Source organism: Paraburkholderia sp. PAMB 6770, assembly GCF_057748135.1.
Map to the genome: position 1 here is coordinate 16351 of NZ_CM173239.1, position 17680 is coordinate 34030.

Consider the following 17680-nt stretch of genomic DNA (forward strand, 5'->3'; position numbering starts at 1 on the left):
AGGCGACATGCCGGCGCGCATTCAATGCAGGATTCCCTTTCCCGTGCGCAGTCTGTGGCGCGCTGAGGACTCCGGGCTCATCTACCGGGTCGTGTATTCCGACAACGAACGCACCGATCTGTGCCCCATCGCGGGAAACCATCTCAGGTTTTCCCGATACAGGACAGCGGATCTGCGGGTCTTCACCGAAGATTGCTATCGCGGCGCAGGGCGGATGCTTCCGGTTCTGGAGGACCCGTTCGCTGACCAGAGGCGAACGCGCCGAGCGCTCGTCGGGCACGACAGCAAATCGTCGCAAGTCTGGAAGCGAATCCGTCCCCTGGTCCAGCCCGGAGAATGGTTCGATCCATCGGCGATCCGGCCACTGCTTGACCGGGCGACGCGCGGCCGGCTTATCCGTGAGGCGGCGGAACGCGAGAGCGTCCAGGTAAAAACCATCCATGGATACCTGCTCAGATTCTTCCAGCGTGGCATGACGGAGCGGGCAGTGCGCAGCGATCTTCCCAACTGCGGACGACCACGAAACGGTGGCGCCTATCGTAGCGAGCCGGGCGGGAAGCACATCAGGCGTAACTACACATGCCGGCCAGGCCGTCGGGCGAAATCGCAGCGTCTGCATCCGGAGCGGCAGTACATGCTCCCTGGCAGGCAACTGACCTGTCTGCTGTGGCAGGCAGTGGATCTGTTGCTGACCGAGAGTGAAGCCCCGTGGCTTGAGGCGCTCGGCGCACGAAGAAGAACGGGAAAGGGCGAGGAAGAGCAGGCCGACGCGATTGCACGACGGGTGGGACATGCGCTCGCACAGGCGAAACGTCATGGGCAGACAAGACGCCCGAGGCGCAAGGGGAGGTCGCGGCCAACCTATAAAAATGTCGCCGACACACTCAACGGGCTGACGCGCACGCAGCGCGAAGTGAGGGATGAGCAGGGCCACCTGAAGGAACTGGAACTGGGGGTGGTCGGCATCATTACGCCCAGACAGGTCGCGTATTTCTGCCAGTCGGAGCCGGATGTTCGTGCGGTGATGATCGCCCGCCGGCATGCACATCCCGGACCGTTGCTGCTGCACGGGCGCGCTGACCGGCGGACGAAGGGGCCGGGCGATAAATTCCTGCTCGATGCGACGGTAGCTGATATCTACCTGCTCTCGCGGCTGGACCGGACCGTGGTGGTGGGGCGACCGATCATTTATTTTCTGATCGACTGGTTCAGCCAGATGATCGTCGCGGTGCGCGTGAGCTTCGAGCGTCCAAGCTATTCGGCGGCGGCGGCCGTCCTCGAGTCGGCGGTTACGCCAAAGCATGACTTCTGTGCGCAGTATGGTTTTCAGATCACTGTCGACGACTGGCCGTGCCATTACCTGTCAGCGTCAATTGTTGCCGACCGCGGAAGCGAATTCATGGCGACGGAGCCCTGGCAGTGTCTTGCCAAGCTGGGGATTTCGATCAGCAATTGCCGCCCGTACACACCGACCTGGCGCGCGGTTGCGGAGCGGCGCTGGGGGAGTGTGCCGGCGATCTGGCAGCGTCAGCTCGTCGGCGTGGTCGAGTGCGACTGGCACGAGCATGGACGACCGCGGCGCTATCCGTGGGACGCGATCTATACGCTCTCCGAATTCATGACGCACGTCCTGCGCGCGATTCATGTTTATCACAGGACACCGCTGTCCGGTGGTTTTCCCCATCCCCACATGGTGTTTGCGCGCGAGGCGGACACACCGTTGAACCGCTGGCGGTGGGGGGTCGAGAACCTGTCCGGTGCGCTCTATGAGCATTCCCTCAGGGATATCCAGCTGGCGACCTGGCGCCGGGACAGGGGGCTACTCACTGCAAGGGGCGTCAATACGCACGGCAGACTGTACGCCTCGCAGGAAACGGACGACGCCTATCTGGGGCGTCTCGCGCGCAAGGACAGGCATGTGGATGTCCGGAGTGATCCCGATGAACTTGGCGCCATATGGGTTGAACTGGATGGCTATCCGGTCTTCTGCCCGGCCGTCGATACCGGTCTCGCGATGCACGGCATCTCATGGGCAGAGCATCAGCAGTATGTCGATCAGATGCACGCGAATGACTCCGAGGAAGACTTCAGGCAGCAACCGGTGCGGATCGTGCAGATGAACGACGGAAGAGTCGACACAGCCATCGCGAAACAAAGGACGCGCGCCGCGCTCAGGAGCGCCGGCAAGCAGCATCCAACCTCGGCGGGCATGAGCGAGGCACGGCAACAGGAAAACGGGCTGAACCGGACGGTGGACGCGCTTTCGCAACAGCAGGGCAGTCCTTCGCGGGCCCGTACCGCTTCCCCCAATCCCGCACCCGGTCCCACTCCCGCGCTGCCGCAGCAGGATCCGGCCGGCTCACTGCGGCAGGCGCGGGATGCCGCCGCCCTCGAGCTGCTGGGCGCGGCGCCGGAATTGCGGCACGACACCGATGCCAAAGGAGGCTCGCAATGAAACGACGCAGCGATCACCGCGCGCCTGGATCAGGGAAGACTGTTGATACGCCTGGCGCGGTACAGGCGCCGTGCGATATTTTCAATGATCCCATTTTTGCGCTCACTCAGCGGTATGTAGACGCTGTCTATCACGACGGGGCCCTCGAATTGCCCGAGTACGCCGATAACCCGCTGATTCTTGCGCTCCCGCCTTTCGTGGACCTGGAGGCAACGCTCGACAGCCTCAAGCGGAAATTCGCCGTTTCGTGGCCGCCGGCATGCAACACCTGGTCAAAGGAGCGTCGTCTCATGGCGATCGGTCGCATCGATCGTATGCTGGTCATTCTTCCTGTTCACATCACCTTGCTGACATGGCTGCACACTGCCTTGAGAAATCACTATGCGCGATACAACCCGACCGTCGAGCGCGCTTGTGGCAGCTTGCGTTTGGATGTCATAGCGCCAGCATTGGCGACTACGCGGCGTCATGCATCGTCAGTTGGACGCAAGACGCTGGTAATGCATGTCGGTATTTCATCGAACACCCTGACCTGACAGATAGTCATCGTTTGCTGTTGATCGAGCGTTGCGAGCGAGCTATAGAAAATGAGCACAACTGGTATGACTGGGTAACAGCGCAAGCCTTGGAGTTGCTTCTACAGCTCGGGTGTTCCACATCGACGGCTAGCGCGCTGGTGGCTATATTGGAGCGAGCGGCTCGTGTAACGATCGCCGCTCGCGAGGCAACAAGCACGAACCTTTCTCCGGGCGATTTGGCGTTCTTTCGTTCGCTACCCTCCGAACACGTAGCTAGCCATCTTGAGTTCCAGATAGGTCCCCTGATTCCGGTGGTGGCACGCGCTCGCTCCTTCCTGCCACAAAGCGCGCTGACGTGTCTGCTCTCATTTGATTTCAACGTGTCGGGGGAGGCTCTCTCAGATTTGCGTCTGGCGTTATCGGACGTACCAGACCCGGCAATCGACGAAGAGCTGGCGCGGATCCGAGATCTGTCGACGCTGCTGTCAGGTCTCTTGGTCGTGTGCCCCCGCGGTCCAACGCCGACACGCCTCGAGTTATTGGAGCGGGGGCTTAGAGCTTGCTACTGCCACGCGGCCGGAATGCACAGCATACAACGAGCGATGGAGGCATGCTGGTGTCCCGATGTGCTGCAAATGGTCCTTAAATTTGTCTCCGATGTAGAAGAGTGGTCCGAGTACGATTCCCAATTCTTTTGGGAGTTCTCACGAATGGTTGCACGAAGAGTTCGCGAGGACGATTCTGTCGCGATCGGGGATGCACTTCGTATAGCAAAGACCGAGTTTGCAAAGAGAATTCTGCTTCTATGGCGAGCCCAGACGTTTGGGGGGCGAGTCGGTCTGTCGATTCTGGCGCCGTCAAGTTCAGCGTGATCAACCGATTGCGATCCCACTTAAAATAATCGCGATCCGTGTTCGGCACAGAATTGAAAGTTGGGCTGTACGGCAGCCGGATTGCATTCAGACGGCTGTCAAGCGATTTTTGAATGAGACCAGGAATGGATTTCCGCGATATATCCACCATTGAAGAGTTGCGTTATTTTTTGGGCAGCGGGGGCGTGGTCGGAATTGATAGCGAATACTCGCCGACGATGTCGAGTCTGCGAAAGCAATTTGGCGCAAAGGGTGTCCATGTCAATCGATGGTGGGTTATGACCAGCCCGGATTGGTTATGTCCCGCGTGCGGGCGCTCAAAACCGAAAATTGTCCGTCTCGATCAGCACCATTTCCTTATGGGTCAGTTGCACGAGCACCACGATCATATGAGAGATCTCGTCCGCAAAACGTTCCTGACCGAAGCGGTAAAAAGACAGGTCGTAGTTGCGGACGGACTGGCTGAAAAATTCGCCATCAGGACGGCGTTTGGGCTGTCTGCGTACGACAACACGGTGATCTGCTCTGACTGCAATTATGCCGATGCACAGGCAAAGCGTATGGCAGGAACACACCAGGACTTCTCATTTTCTCCGGCGGAGATCAGACAATTCGTTGAACCGCGACCGAACGTCGGACCACACGCTATCAATGGCACGATCGCCAGGAGAATCTGGGACGAAGGGCGCGCCATCTTTGCCATGCGACTGGCTATGGTAAACAGGGTCGCGAAAATGGCCGCGAGGAACCTTCACTGGTATCAAGCTTCCGAGGTAACTGCGGCGCGAACTGAGAAACGAGCCAAAGACATTTTTGGCTGGACCGGACTCGATGAGCTGGCAAGGCGCCTCGGCGCCAACGGTGCACCTGAAACGCTCCTCTACAACACGAGTGTCAGGCAAGGTAGTTCAGCGTCATGGCGCCGTAAGAAGACGAAGAAGACATACAAGGCGCCATCTGAGCAAGACATTCAGCTAATGGAGGGGACGAGAGGCAAGTTCTGGAATCGCGTTGGGCCGGATTGGCATTGTGAATGCTGCAAACGGTCACGGTTTCAGTGCGTCCGGCCGTCCGGGCAGTCACCGTGGGTCTTTGAAGTGAAGGCGAAGGTACTCTACGACCCGACGGCCCAGCGACGGTACTCTGTTTACGATCTTTGTGAGGATTGCAGCAACGTCGCCAGACACCTCGCACGCGAAGCGTTGGATACCGAGAAGCTCCTTTGGGGGCGTTAAGGTGTTGCACTTTCACCTCGATACGGAGCTTGAAACAGGGGGGCTCCGCGAGCAGGCCCTTTTTTGTACTCGAGCCTCAATCTCTTATGTATCAAGGAAAGTCGTAACTTTGTGTTCACCGTTCGATGCGCATTCGTCGCCGAGCTCATGAAACGTCGATACTTTTCTGCGCAACGGAAGATGGTCAACGGGTTGCAATCCCTTGCCCCAACTAGATCTAGAAGTCGGAACTATTTTGTATCGAGACAGGCGTATCGCCGGACAAAAGCATCGCAACTTTCCTTGATGCCTGCTTGTGGCGCGAAGAGCGCCATTTTATCCGGCCAAATTATTTCGTTATCCGAATAATTTGTCAGATTTAGAGCCCCTTCCCGGCATTAACATTCAAGTCGCATCGAGGCAGCGGAAAACTCAATGTAAGCGGCCAGCCATCCCATCTTGACGCGCGAGGAAGGAGTTAGCTGGTCGCGGCCGGTTGCCATCGATGCGGCAGCAACGAGGCGATATCGCTATGCCGGTGTGTCGGCAGTCGCGTGAGAACATCCTTGAGATACGCTTGCGGCTCATGGCCGTTGAGTTGCGCTGACCGGATGAGGCTCATGATCGCGGCTGAACGTTGACCGGCACGAAGTGATCCGGCAAACAGCCAGTTGTTGCGTCCGACAGCCCACGGGCGGATCTGGTTCTCAACCCAGTTGTTATCGATCGGCACAGCCCCGTCGTCGAGATAGCGCGTCAGCGCTTCCCACCGGTTGAGCGTGTAGTCCAGCGCCTTCGCTATCGCCGAGCCCTCGGAGACGATCCGGCGATGTGTGATCAGCCACTCGTGAAGTGCATCGCACACTGGCCTGGCTCGATGCTGTCGAAGCTGGTATCGGGCGTCATCGTTCAGTGCTGCGGCGTCGCGCTCGACATCGTAGAGCGCGGCGAAGAACGGTAGTGCCTGCTTCGCCACCTCGCTGCTGTGGTTGGCATGCAGTTCGTAGAATTTGCGCCGTGCGTGCGCAGCGCACCCGATCTCGGTGATGCCCTGCTGGAACGATGCCTTGTAGCCGCTGAAGTCGTCGCATACCAGCTTGCCATGCCAGCCATCGAGGAACGCCCGGGCATGCTCTCCAGCACGGCTGCTGGCGAAGTCGTAGACCACGGCGCGCAACCCGCTGAGCTGGGTGGACGTATACGCCCACAGGTACGCCCGATGTGTTTTGCCTTTGCCGGGACTGAGCATCTGTACCGGTGTCTCGTCTGCGTGCAGCACGGCCTGCTTCAGCATCTCCTGTCGGAGCGCGTCCACCAGCGGCTGCAGTTGCACTCCGCACGCGCCGACCCACGCCCCCAGCGTCGACCTCGGAATGGCGAGACCGGCACGCGCAAAGATCTGTTCCTGACGATACAGCGGGAGGTGGTCGGCGAATTTGTTGACCAGTACCGACGCCAGCAGCCCCGTGGTCGGGATGCCCTTGTCGATCACATGCGCCGGCACGGGGGCCTGGATCAACGTCTCGCAGTTGCGGCATACCCACTTGCCCCGGATATGCCGCTCTACCGTGAACACGCCCGGCGTGTAGTCCAGCTTCTCACTGACGTCCTCGCCAATGCGGACACGTTCGCAACCACACCGGCAGGTCGTGCTGTCCGGCTCGTGCTGGATCTCGATGCGCGGTAACTGCGCAGGCAGAACCGATCGCTTCGGCTGTTCGCGCTGTGTGACTGTGGCGGGTTGCAGTTGCTCCAGCTCGATCTCGATGGCGGCCAGATCGCCATCGATCGCCTCGTCGAGCAGGTTCATCTGTTCACCGTTGAACTGCTCGCTGCGACGGCCGAACTGCTGGCGCTTGAGAATCGAGATCTCATGCGTCAGATGGTCGATACGTGTCTGCCGGAAGCGCAGTTCGCGGTCACGCTCGCTGACTTCACGCGCCTTCGCCTCGATCTCCAGATCCTTTGCCTGAACCTGAGCCGCGAGCTGCGCTGCCAGCGTGCGCAGTTGTTCCGGGCTGAGGGCTTCGAGATCGGATGGCAGGTTCATGCGAATCAGTCTGCCAGAAGCCAGCAACCCGGAGAAGCGAAACAGTTTACGCCGCCATCAGACGATCCGGATCACGCTGTCCGGTCCGACGCGTTGCCACGGCAGGCCCAGCACAAGCGCCGCGAGCTGTTCGTGCGTGAGGGTGTGCTGCTTCGGCTCGCTGCCGACAGGTGGCCAGCTGAACTGACCTTGATTCAGGCGCCGGGCGGCCAGCCAGATGCCGAAACCGTCGTGAATCAGAACCTTCACGCGGTTGGCGCGGCGATTGGCGAACAGGTACGCGTGGTGAGGATGTGCAGCGCCGAACACCTTGACCACGCGCGCCAGTGCCGTATCGAAACCCGCACGCATGTCCAGCGGTTCAACAGCCAGCCAGATCTCGTCGACCTGGATCACCTCAGCCACTCGCGCAGCCAGGCCGCGCATTGCGTTGCCTCCGAGACCGGCCAGCTCACTGTGACCGACTGGTTGCCGCGATGCACTTCGATCCGGATCTCTGCGGGGCGCACACTCCGCTGCTCCAGCGCGACTGGAACAAACGTCGGCGACGGTAACGGCTGCACTTCTGACGGGCGCCCCGGCATTCCACGCGGCAATCTGCCTTCGGCCTGATCAATCCAGCGTCGCAGCAGGTTCGCGTTGAGCCCATGCTCCAGCGCGACCGCTGAGACCGAAACGCCCGTGGCCTGGCAGGCGGCTACCACTTCGGCCTTGAACTGTTCGCTGTAGCGTCGCCGGCGACGGCGCTCCGTCGGAGCGCGTTCTTCGATAGTGTTCACGTGTCCACTTATTTGCTCTTAGTGGACGCGATACTCGCAAGTGCTTGAGCGGCATTCAAGGTGACTTGGCCGGACGCTTACAACTCAATGCGCATGAGACATATTATTTGGGATACCGAATCATCCGTGTTTACACGGATGGGTCGCCGTCACGTTCTTTCATAATATCAATGCACTAAAACCAGTGACCCAAGACATTCACAGGAGGTACCGTGACGGGTATCCGACTCGATGGCGTAACGAAGCGGTATGGCGAAATAGAGGTCATCACCGGTCTCGACCTCGATATTCATTCAGGTGAGTTCCTTGTCTTCCTTGGCCCTTCGGGTTGCGGAAAATCCACGCTGCTGCGGATGATTGCCGGACTCGAAACCGTGAGCGACGGACAGATCCGCATTGGCGAGCGGTGCGTCAACGACCTGTCGCCCGGCAAGCGCGGTATCGCCATGGTGTTCCAGCATTACGCGCTTTATCCTCACATGACGGTGTATGACAACATGGCGTTCGGCCTGCGCAATGTGGGTGTGAACGCGGCCGAGGTCGAGCAGCGCATCATCGAAGCGGCGCGTATGCTGGAACTGGGTCCGCTGTTGCAGCGCCGCCCGGCGCAGCTTTCCGGAGGACAGCGTCAGCGCGTTGCCATTGGCCGCGCCGTCGTCAAGGAACCCGAGGCCTTTCTGTTCGACGAACCGCTTTCCAACCTCGACGCGGCGCTCCGCACGCGCACCCGTCTCGAACTCGCGCGCATTCACCAGCGCCTGAATTCGACGATGGTGTTCGTCACCCACGACCAGGTGGAGGCGATGACGCTCGCTACGCGCATCGTCGTCATGAATCGCGGGCGCATCGAGCAGATCGGCGCACCGCTCGACATCTACAGACGCCCTGCTACGCGCTTCGTGGCCGGCTTCATCGGCGCCCCCGCGATGAATTTCATCGATATCGAGCGCGCAGGTGACAACGGTGGACGGTTGATCGCCGCGCTGCCGTTCGAAGGCGTGACGGTGCCGACGGCTGTCGCGTTCGCGAGTCTTCCCGCAGGCAGGCTCACGCTCGGCGTGCGCGCCGAACACGTGCTGCTCGATCCGCAGGGTCCACTCACAGGGCGGGCCGAAGTCATCGAACGGCTCGGCGACCGGTCGCTCGCGCATGTCAGTCTGCCGAACCAGCAACTGGTCGTGGTCGAACTGCCGCGCGAACGCGAACTCGCAATCGGCGACACGGTCCGCATGAGTCTGGACGCCGCCCACGTGCATCTCTTCGATCAATCCGGGAAGGCCTACCATGGCTTCTGACCGCTCGCTCGCGCTGCCGCTGCCGACCGCGCGGCAGCGACATCGCGAGATCCGCACGCCCTGGTCGAACGCGCTGTTCGTACTGCCCTTCGTGGTTGTTTATGTGCTACTGCTGGTTGTACCACTCGCCTTGGGCTGGTGGCTTAGTCTGCGGCGTGTCGACCTGCTTGCGGGCACCAGCGAATTCATCGGCATACGCAACTATGTCGGCCTTGCGCTCGACCCGATCTTTCGCGGCGCCCTGCGCAACACCTTCTATTATGTGTTTGCGACCGTGCCTGCATTCGTGGTGCTCGGTCTTGCGCTTGCGCTGGTGCTCAATCGTCCCGGCCGCTTTGGCGCCGCGCTGCGTGCGCTTTTCTTCGGTTCCTCGGTGCTGTCGGTCACGATCGTGACGCTGGTCTGGAAACTCGTGATGATGCCTGGCAACGGCCTGCTCGCGGACGTAAGCCACGCATTGCACTTGCCCGATTTCATCCCGTTGCTGCACGAGGCCACCGCGCTGCCGACGATCGCCGCCGTGACCGTCTGGTGGATCGTAGGCCTGCCCATGATGCTGTTCCTCGCTGCCCTTCAGCAGATTCCACAGGAATTCTACGAAGCCGCCGCACTCGATAACGCTACGCGCTGGCGCACCTTCGTGAAGATCACGCTGCCGTCCATCTGGCGCACGGTTGTGCTTGTCGTCGTGATCGAGGCCGTGCAGCAATTCCAGTTGTTCGGCCAGGCACAATTGCTTACCGACGGCGGCCCCGATAACTCGACGCGTACGCTCGTCCAGTTCATCTACGAGACGGGTTTCAGGCAATGGTCGTTCGGCTATTCGGCTGCGGCCGCCCAGGTGTTGTTCTCGCTGATGCTGATCGGCGTGGCGACCCAGGCCTGGCTCTTGCACAAAGGGGAAAAAGCATGAGTGCGATCGTATTCGAACCACGCTCACGCGGCTCCTTGGCCGGACGCCTCGGCGATCGCGTGATGCTCGGTGCCGTCGTTGTGCTCGCGCTGCTGTGGATCACGCCGCTCGTCTGGGTGCTATGCCTCTCATTCAAGCCGAACGCGTTCCTCGAACAGCACACCGACATCCTTTTCTCACCGCCGTTCACGCTGCAGAACTACGCCAATATCCTGAACACGTCAGCGGTGGGCGGATGGTTGATCAACAGCATCATCGTGTCGGTCGGGCAGACGGTGCTGACGCTCGCGATTGCCTCGCTCGCGGGGTATGGATTCGCGCGCACCCGGTTTCCGGGCAAGCGTTACGTCTACATCATTTGCCTGTGCGGGCTTGCTGTGCCGGAGCAGGCGCTCGTGATTCCGCTGCACCGTATCTTCGCGGCGCTGGATTGGCACAACACGTACGGCGCGCTGATCCTGCCGCGGCTTGCTTCGCCTTTCGGTGTTTATCTGATGACGCAGTACTTCAAGGCCGTGCCCGCTGAGATCGAAGAGGCGGCGCTGCTGGACAACGCATCGCGTTTCAAGGTGTTTTGGCGCGTGGTGTTGCCCCTGTCGATTCCCGCGCAAGCCACGCTCGCGATCTTCACCTTTCTGAGCGCCTGGAACGATTATCTGTGGCCGCTCGTGTCCGCCTCGAAGCCCGAGATGTATACGCTGACAATCGGACTCGCCTCCACTCAGGGCAACTTCGCGCAGTCGGAGGGCATTGGCTACCTGATGGCGCAAGCGGTTTTCGCGGGGCTGCCCATCTTCGTGCTGTATCTGTTTTTCCAGAAGTACATCGTGGCAGCGGTGGCCGGCACGGCCGTCCGCCAGGCACGGCGTACCTGACTCACCAGGCAAAGGCTGCTTCATATGCTGTAACCGGGTCGCCGAGGAAGATGGTCTTATTCGATTCGGATTACGAAATATATGCCGTGCAGTCGAGGCGACAGCACGCTCGACTGGCCATCCAACAGGAGATGGAGAGATGAAGAGACTGCTTGCACGCGGCGCGCTGATGTGCGCAACGCTGGGCATGGCTTGCGTCTTTGCTTCCGGCGCGCGCGCGGGGACCGACATTACGCTGTCGCGCTTCTTCGGTGCATGTGACGCGCAATACGGCAAGGTGAACGACGTGAGCAACGCATCGGGCGAATGCGGCATCATCACGACGCTCGTGAACGAGTTCAACGCGACGAACAAGGAAGGCATCGTCGTCAAGCCGCAGATTATCGAATGGGCGCCGTACTATATGCAGCTCGATGCGCGCATTCTGGGCCACGACGTGCCGACGATTTCGGTCATGCACGAATCCGCACTCGGCGACTACGTGACGCGCAATCTGGTCGAGCCGCTCGATGACGGCTTCAGGTCTGTCGGCATCGACAAGAACGATTTCACGAACCAGGCTCGTCGCGCCGTGACCTTCGGCGACAAGACCTACGCGTTGCCGTTCGACACGCATGCGTGGCTCTGGCACATCAACGTCAATCTGTTCAGGAAGGCGGGCCTCGTCGATGCCGGGGGCAAGCCGATCCTGCCGAAAACGCCCGACGAGTTGCTCGCACAGGCGAAGCAGTTCAAGGACAGGACGGGCCTGCCCTATTTTGCGGTGCCGACCGTCAATGAACCGGACGCGCAGATGCGCACGTTCGACACGTGGGTCTATCAGCAGAACGGCGCGCTGTTCCCGAACGGTCCGACGAGGCTCGATCTGCATACGTCTGCCGCAACGCGTGCGCTCGCGCTATACGACAACCTCATGAGGGCAGGCGATATCGCACGGGGCCTCGATTACGGCGCGGCCAACCAGGCCTTCGAGAACGGCAAGGCGGGTGTACTGATAAACGGCACCTGGGTGATCGAAGACTTCACGAATCTCGCGAAGGAGCGGGGATCGACGCTTGTCAACGGGTATGACGTGGTGCCGTTTCCGAACCTGTTCCAGAAAAAAGCCGTCTGGGCCGACGGTCACTCGTGGGTCATGCTCAAGGGTGGCGTGAAGGATGAAAAGACCCGCCACGCCGCGTTCGTATTCCTGAAGTTCCTTTACGACCACGAGGGCGACTGGGCACGCACCGGCCATTTGCCGGCACGTCAGTCCGTGATCACGAGCGCCGGATTCAATGCGCTGCCGCATCGCGCAGAAATCAGGGAAATTTCGACCACCGGCTATGCGCTGCCTAATACGGTGCAGCGCCAGTTCGCGATCCAGCAGATCGTGGGCGAAGAAATCGGCAACATGCTTATGAGCGGCAAGCCGGTGGGTGATGTTCAGAGACAGGCCGAAGACCGCGTCAACGCGTTGCTCGCCCGATAAAGACATTGGACGCGGCAGGGCAAGCATACATTGCGCCCCATGTGCAGTTCACCGTTCAACCCAACACAGGACAATTACAGGAACATCATGATCGCTTCCCGCCTCATCGTCGACCGCGACTTCGTGGTTTCAGAACTAGACAGGCGCGTCTTCGGCGCTTTCGTCGAGCACATGGGCCGTTGCGTCTACACCGGCATCTACGAGCCCGGTCATCCGAACGCCGACGAACGCGGCTACCGCAGCGACGTCATCGCACTCACACGCGAGCTCGGACCGACGATCGTGCGTTATCCGGGCGGCAACTTTCTGTCAGGCTATAACTGGGAAGACGGTGTGGGCCCGCGCGACAAGCGCCCGCACCGTCTCGATCTCGCATGGTATTCCACCGAGACCAACCAGTTCGGCACGAACGAGTTCATCGAATGGTGCCGCGAACTCGATATCGAGCCGATGTACGGCGTGAACCTCGGGACACGTGGTCCCGACGAGGCACGCCACTTCATCGAATATTGCAATCATCCCGGCGGCACGGCCCTTTCCGATCTGCGCCGCGCGCATGGCTACGAAAAGCCGCACGACATCAGGTTCTGGTGCCTTGGCAACGAAATGGACGGTCCGTGGCAGATCGGCCGCAAGACCGCCGACGAATATGGTCGCGCCGCGCTTGAAACCGCGAAGCTCATGCGTTCGGTTGATCCGACGATCCAGCTTTCGGCGTGTGGTTCGTCCACGCACGAAATGGCCACTTATGGCATGTGGGAAGACCGCGTGCTCGACCACTGCTTCGAGCAGGTGGATTTCATTTCGCTGCACACCTATTTCGAGAATCGCCGCGATTCGACCGCCGAATTCTTCGGCAACATCGAGGCGATGAATCTCTTCATCAAGGAGATCGTCGCGGTGGCGGACAGCGTGGCCGCCCGCAAGCATTCCTCCAAACGCATCATGCTGTCGTTCGACGAATGGAACGTCTGGTATAAGGCCCGCACCATCAACGATATGCGCAAGCCAGGCTGGCCCCAGGCGCCGCGTCTTATCGAAGAGGTCTATAACCACGAAGACGCGCTCGTGGTAGGCGGCGCGCTCATCACGATGATGAACAACGCCGACCGCGTAAAGACCGCGTGCCTCGCGCAACTCGTCAATGTCATAGGCCCGATCATGACCGAGCCGGGCGGCAGGGCGTGGCGTCAGACAATTTTCTATCCGTTCTCGCAAGCCTCGAAGTTCGGCCACGGCCGCGTGCTCAAACCCGTGATCGAATCGGCGACCTACGAAGCCGAAACATTTCCCGAGATCCCGTACCTGTGCGCGGCCGTCGTGGACGATCGCGCGACCGGCACCACAGCCGTCTTCGCGCTCAACCGTCACCTGAGCGAGGAAATGGAGCTCGATATCGAACTGCGCGGGCTCGGCAGGGCGCGCACGCTCGACGTTGCGATCGAGTTGTATCATGCCAACATGAAAGCGGTGAACACGGCCGATGCGCCCTCTACGGTGGCACCGACCGTCAACGCCGCGGTGGTCGTCGACGGGGAACGCGTGCGTGCGAGGCTCAAGCCAGGCTCGTGGAACGTGATTGTGACGACTGCCCGCTAACGAAACGCTTGCAGCGCACTCAATGGTGCAGGGCGTCCACGAAGGGGAACTGATGTTCGAGCGCGAACCGATCGTCGGCAACATTACGACACAGATCGCCAAGATTATCGGCATGCGCGTGGTCTCGGGCGAATTCGCTCCGGGCGATGCGCTGCCCGTTGAAAGCGAACTTTGCAGCGCCTATGGCGTGAGCCGGACCACGCTGCGCGAAGCGATCAAGCAGCTTGCCGGCAAGCGGTTGATCGCGGTCTCGCCCAAGATCGGCACTCGCGTGCTGCCGTTTTCCGACTGGAACCTGCTCGATCGCGACGTGCTCGCGTGGCGGCTCAATGCACAATTCGATTCGAAGATCGTCGAGGACATTTTCGAAATGCGTATCTGCTTCGAGCCGCGTGCGAGCTTTCTCGCGGCGCGTCACGGCAATAAAGACGCCTTCCAGATCATCGAACGCCGTTATCTGGAACTGTCCGCCGCTTACGGGCACCACGCGCAGCACGGCACGTCCGATATCCGCGCGGCCGCTGACGCGAATCTCGAGTTCCATCTCGCGATCATCATGGCCTCGCAGAACGGCATGTTCATCACGATCGGCAATGCGATCAAGGCCGCGCTGCGGGTGTCGTCGGAGATGATGCAGCGCCAGGCGGCGAAGCCAAGCGAGGATCTCGAACTGCACGACGCGGTGCGACGCCACGTCGTCGCGCGCGAAGCGGACGCGGCGGCGGCCGCCATGACGCGTCTGCTCGAATCGTCGCGCGACCGTATCTTGCGCTATACGATCCGGCCTTGATTTCGGGTGTGATCCCGAGGGGCGTGCGGGTATGCCGGTGTTCCGTGCTTGCGGCCCGACATCTTCGCTTCGTCCAACGTCGCAGCGCGTGTCACCGCAGCGTCCGTGCGTGAGAGGGAAGCCAGTTGCGGCCTCACCTTTCGGCCACTCCCGTATTTCCTCACCTCAGACTCAGGACGGGCATTGGCACGAGGTTCACATCAAGCCTCGCGAGAAGCAGGGATGGCTCGAAAGAACGCCGATCCATGCCGCTCGCCGCAAAGGTGAGGATAACCAGGATATCCCGCATCCTGTCGGGCATGCGCCTGAAGGTGAGCTTTTTCGGGGGCGCCTGCGGGCACCTTTGGGTACCGTCGGGCACATGTGCCGACGCACGTTCAGGCCGCCTCCATTCCGTGTCGCTGCTTGACGCCGGCCGTGCGAGGCGCGACAAGGCAAGCGAGAAACGCGCGCGTGGCGTCCGCGCGGGACGTCGTGCGGCACAGCGCGGCCGAAAACACCGTGTGCTGCTGGATCGCGTCCGGCAGGGGGCCGACGACGTCGATGCCCGCGACGTTCACGAGCTCGCTCAACTGCTGAAAGCCGAACTCGACTTCGCCGCGCGCGATCAGCGCAGCGACCGGCACGCCAGGCGGCGCAAGCCGTAGACGCGGCGCGAGCGTGTCGGCGATGCCCCAGCGCGCGAACCGTTGCAGCAGGCAGGATCCGCTCGGCCCGGTCGAATAGCCGATGCGTTGCGCGGCCAGCACCGCATCGCGCAGGGCTGCCTCGCTGCCGATGTCCGGCCGGGCTGCGCCGGCTGCGACCGCGACGGCGATGCCGGAGCGCGCGACGTCCACGCGGCTCGCGGCGTCGACGTGTCCCGCTGCGGCGAGCTTCGCGATCGCATCCGCGGCGAGCACGACGAAGTCGAACGCTTCACCCGCTGCGACGCGCCGCGCGGCGTCGACGCCGCCCACCGGCTCGATCGCCACCGCCTGCCCGCATGCGCGGCGATAGTCGTCGGCGAGTTCGGCAAGCACGTGCCGGGTGGCCATCGACGAGATGCCGGCGAGCGGCGCAGTCATGATGATCGCCTCAGTCGATGTAGCGCAGGCCTGCCTGCTGCAGCGGTTCGCGCATCTTGTACATGTCGAGACCGAGCACGCCGGAAGCAAGCGTCTCGCGCTTGACGGCCTCGTTGCGTTCGCGCGCGATCGCGCGTTCGAGCGTCTGCGCGGCGTGAGCGGCCGGCACCACGACGACGCCGTCGTCGTCCGCCACGACGATATCGCCCGGCGTGACGAGCGCGCCGGCGCAGACCACCGGGATGTTGACCGAGCCTGGCGTTGCCTTGATCGTGCCTTGGGCGGAAATCGCCTTGCTCCAGACCGGGAAGCCCATTTCCGTCAGCACCCGCACATCGCGCACGCCCGCGTCGATGACGAGGCCGCGCGCGCCGCGCGCCTTGAAGCTCGTCGCGAGCAGGTCGCCGAAATAGCCGTCCGTGCAGTCCGCCGTCACGGCGGCGACGACTACGTCGCCCGGCAGGATCTGTTCGGCGGCGACGTGCATCATCCAGTTGTCGCCCGGATGCAGCAGCACCGTAACGGCGGTGCCCCAGGTGTGCGCACCGGTGTAGATCGGCCGCATGTACGGCTTCATCAGGCCGGTGCGGCCGAGCGCCTCGTGCACGGTGGCCGTGCCGGATGCGCCGAGCTTCGCGGCGATGTCGCGATCCGCGCGCGCGATGTTGCGATAGACGACGCCGAGTTCGGTCATGATCAGTATCCTTTCGCCTGCAAGGCGGCGTTCAGGCGCGGATAGACACGCCGCGCGTTTCCTTCGTAAATCCGGTAGCGATGTTCCGGGGCGATCGACGCGGCTTCGATATAGCGCTTCGTGTCGTCGAAATGATGGCCGGTCTGCGGATCGATGCCGCGCACCGCGCCGATCATCTCGCTCGCAAACAGGATGTTGTCGACCGGGATCACGCGGGTCAGCAGATCGATGCCGGGCTGGTGATACACGCAGGTATCGAAGAAGACGTTGTGCAGCAGGTGTTCGTCGAGCAGCGGCTTGCCGAGCGCCTGCGCCAGACCGCGGAAGCGGCCCCAGTGATACGGCACCGCGCCGCCGCCATGCGGGATCACGAAGCGCAGCGTCGGGAAGTCGCGGAACAGATCCGAGCTCAGGCACTGCATGAACGCAGTCGTATCCGCGTTCAGATAATGCGCGCCCGTCGTGTGGAAGCATGCGTTGCAGCTCGTGCTGACGTGGATCATCGCCGGAATGTCGTACTCCACCATCTTCTCGTACAACGGATACCAGTAGCGATCGGACAGCGGCGGGCTGGTCCAGTGTCCGCCCGACGGATCCGGGTTCAGGTTCACCGCGACGTTGCCATATTGCTCGACGCATTTTTCGAGTTCCGGCAGGCAGGTTGCGATCGCGATGCCCGGACTTTGCGGCAGCATGGCCGCCGGAATGAAGTGGTCCGGAAACAGCTGGCTCACGCGATAGCACAATTCGTTGCAGATCGCGGCCCAGGTGCTGGACACCTGAAAGTCGCCGATATGGTGCGCCATGAAACTCGCGCGCGGACTGAACACAGTGAGATCGAGGCCGCGTTCGCGCATCAGGCGCAACTGGTTGGTTTCGATCGACTCGCGCAGCGCGTCGTCGCCGATCTGCAGCGCGGAGACCTTCGGCATCTCGGACGGCGCGTGAATAGCCGCGATCTGGCGGTTTCGCCACGCTTCGAGCGCGGCCGGGGCGGTCGTGTAATGGCCGTGTATATCGATGATCATTCGTATTCCTCTCAATCAGATTCGGTCGGTGCGACGTGCGCCGGCGGACACGGTCGATGT

The 17680-nt window shown here is 61.6% G+C and carries 15 protein-coding genes; 9 read left to right on the forward strand and 6 right to left on the reverse strand.

The features are described from left to right. Positions 1-7 precede the first annotated feature (7 nt). From AC3AP7_RS17670 to AC3AP7_RS17680, 3 genes are all read left to right on the forward strand, one after another. The gene (locus tag AC3AP7_RS17670) at positions 8-2455 is read left to right on the forward strand and encodes an integrase catalytic domain-containing protein (RefSeq protein ID WP_487363885.1); all 2448 of its coding nucleotides are present in this window, start codon (positions 8-10) and stop codon (positions 2453-2455) included. Continuing rightward, complete coding sequence (locus AC3AP7_RS17675) at positions 2452-2991, forward strand: hypothetical protein (RefSeq protein ID WP_487363886.1); 540 nt, start codon at positions 2452-2454, stop codon at positions 2989-2991. The genes AC3AP7_RS17670 and AC3AP7_RS17675 overlap by 4 nt, the downstream gene beginning before the upstream one ends. A 979-nt stretch (positions 2992-3970) precedes the next feature. Next, positions 3971-5080 (forward strand): hypothetical protein, encoded by a 1110-nt coding sequence (locus tag AC3AP7_RS17680; protein WP_487363887.1) that lies wholly within the window; start codon positions 3971-3973, stop codon positions 5078-5080. 457 nt (positions 5081-5537) lie between these two features. On the opposite strand, the gene tnpC is transcribed toward AC3AP7_RS17680, so the two are convergent. From tnpC to tnpA, 3 genes are read right to left on the reverse strand one after another with little or no spacing between them, the layout of a single operon-like run. Then, entirely contained in the window at positions 5538-7109 is a 1572-nt protein-coding gene (tnpC, locus tag AC3AP7_RS17685; protein WP_475763207.1) for an IS66 family transposase, read from the reverse strand. A gap of 57 nt (positions 7110-7166) precedes the next feature. Then, entirely contained in the window at positions 7167-7505 is a 339-nt protein-coding gene (gene tnpB / locus AC3AP7_RS17690) for an IS66 family insertion sequence element accessory protein TnpB (RefSeq protein ID WP_475763209.1), read from the reverse strand. Further along, complete coding sequence (gene tnpA, locus AC3AP7_RS17695; RefSeq protein ID WP_475763211.1) at positions 7502-7888, reverse strand: IS66-like element accessory protein TnpA; 387 nt, start codon at positions 7886-7888, stop codon at positions 7502-7504. Before tnpA ends, tnpB begins: the two co-directional genes overlap by 4 nt. Positions 7889-8100: 212 nt before the next feature. Between tnpA and AC3AP7_RS17700 the strand changes: the two genes are divergently transcribed. The 6 genes from AC3AP7_RS17700 to AC3AP7_RS17725 all read left to right on the forward strand — a co-directional run bounded on the left by AC3AP7_RS17700 (position 8101) and on the right by AC3AP7_RS17725 (position 14831). After that, positions 8101-9183, forward strand: a complete 1083-nt coding sequence (locus AC3AP7_RS17700; protein WP_487363888.1) for an ABC transporter ATP-binding protein — start codon at positions 8101-8103, stop codon at positions 9181-9183. Beyond that, positions 9173-10096 carry a carbohydrate ABC transporter permease gene (locus AC3AP7_RS17705; protein ID WP_487363889.1) on the forward strand — a complete coding sequence of 308 codons (924 nt, stop codon included), beginning with the start codon at positions 9173-9175 and terminating at the stop codon, positions 10094-10096. Before AC3AP7_RS17700 ends, AC3AP7_RS17705 begins: the two co-directional genes overlap by 11 nt. After that, positions 10093-10971: a carbohydrate ABC transporter permease gene (locus tag AC3AP7_RS17710; protein WP_487363890.1), complete on the forward strand. Its 879-nt coding sequence runs from the start codon at positions 10093-10095 to the stop codon at positions 10969-10971. Before AC3AP7_RS17705 ends, AC3AP7_RS17710 begins: the two co-directional genes overlap by 4 nt. A gap of 139 nt (positions 10972-11110) precedes the next feature. Further along, entirely contained in the window at positions 11111-12442 is a 1332-nt protein-coding gene (locus tag AC3AP7_RS17715) for an extracellular solute-binding protein (protein ID WP_487363891.1), read from the forward strand. Between the two features lie 39 nt (positions 12443-12481). Next, a complete protein-coding gene (gene arfA / locus AC3AP7_RS17720; RefSeq protein ID WP_487365060.1) occupies positions 12482-14041 on the forward strand; it encodes an arabinosylfuranosidase ArfA in 1560 nt (519 codons plus the stop codon). Positions 14042-14063: 22 nt separating this feature from the next. After that, positions 14064-14831, forward strand: a complete 768-nt coding sequence (locus AC3AP7_RS17725; protein WP_487363892.1) for a FadR/GntR family transcriptional regulator — start codon at positions 14064-14066, stop codon at positions 14829-14831. Between the two features lie 377 nt (positions 14832-15208). On the opposite strand, the gene AC3AP7_RS17730 is transcribed toward AC3AP7_RS17725, so the two are convergent. Genes AC3AP7_RS17730 through AC3AP7_RS17740 form a run of 3 tightly spaced genes read right to left on the reverse strand, consistent with a single transcriptional unit; the run spans position 15209 to position 17620 of the window. Further along, a complete protein-coding gene (locus AC3AP7_RS17730; protein WP_487363893.1) occupies positions 15209-15898 on the reverse strand; it encodes a substrate-binding domain-containing protein in 690 nt (229 codons plus the stop codon). A 10-nt stretch (positions 15899-15908) separates the two neighbouring features. Further along, a complete protein-coding gene (gene ligK, locus AC3AP7_RS17735) occupies positions 15909-16592 on the reverse strand; it encodes a 4-carboxy-4-hydroxy-2-oxoadipate aldolase/oxaloacetate decarboxylase (RefSeq protein ID WP_487363894.1) in 684 nt (227 codons plus the stop codon). A gap of 2 nt (positions 16593-16594) precedes the next feature. Then, the gene (locus AC3AP7_RS17740; protein ID WP_487363895.1) at positions 16595-17620 is read right to left on the reverse strand and encodes an amidohydrolase family protein; all 1026 of its coding nucleotides are present in this window, start codon (positions 17618-17620) and stop codon (positions 16595-16597) included. Positions 17621-17680 lie beyond the last annotated feature (60 nt).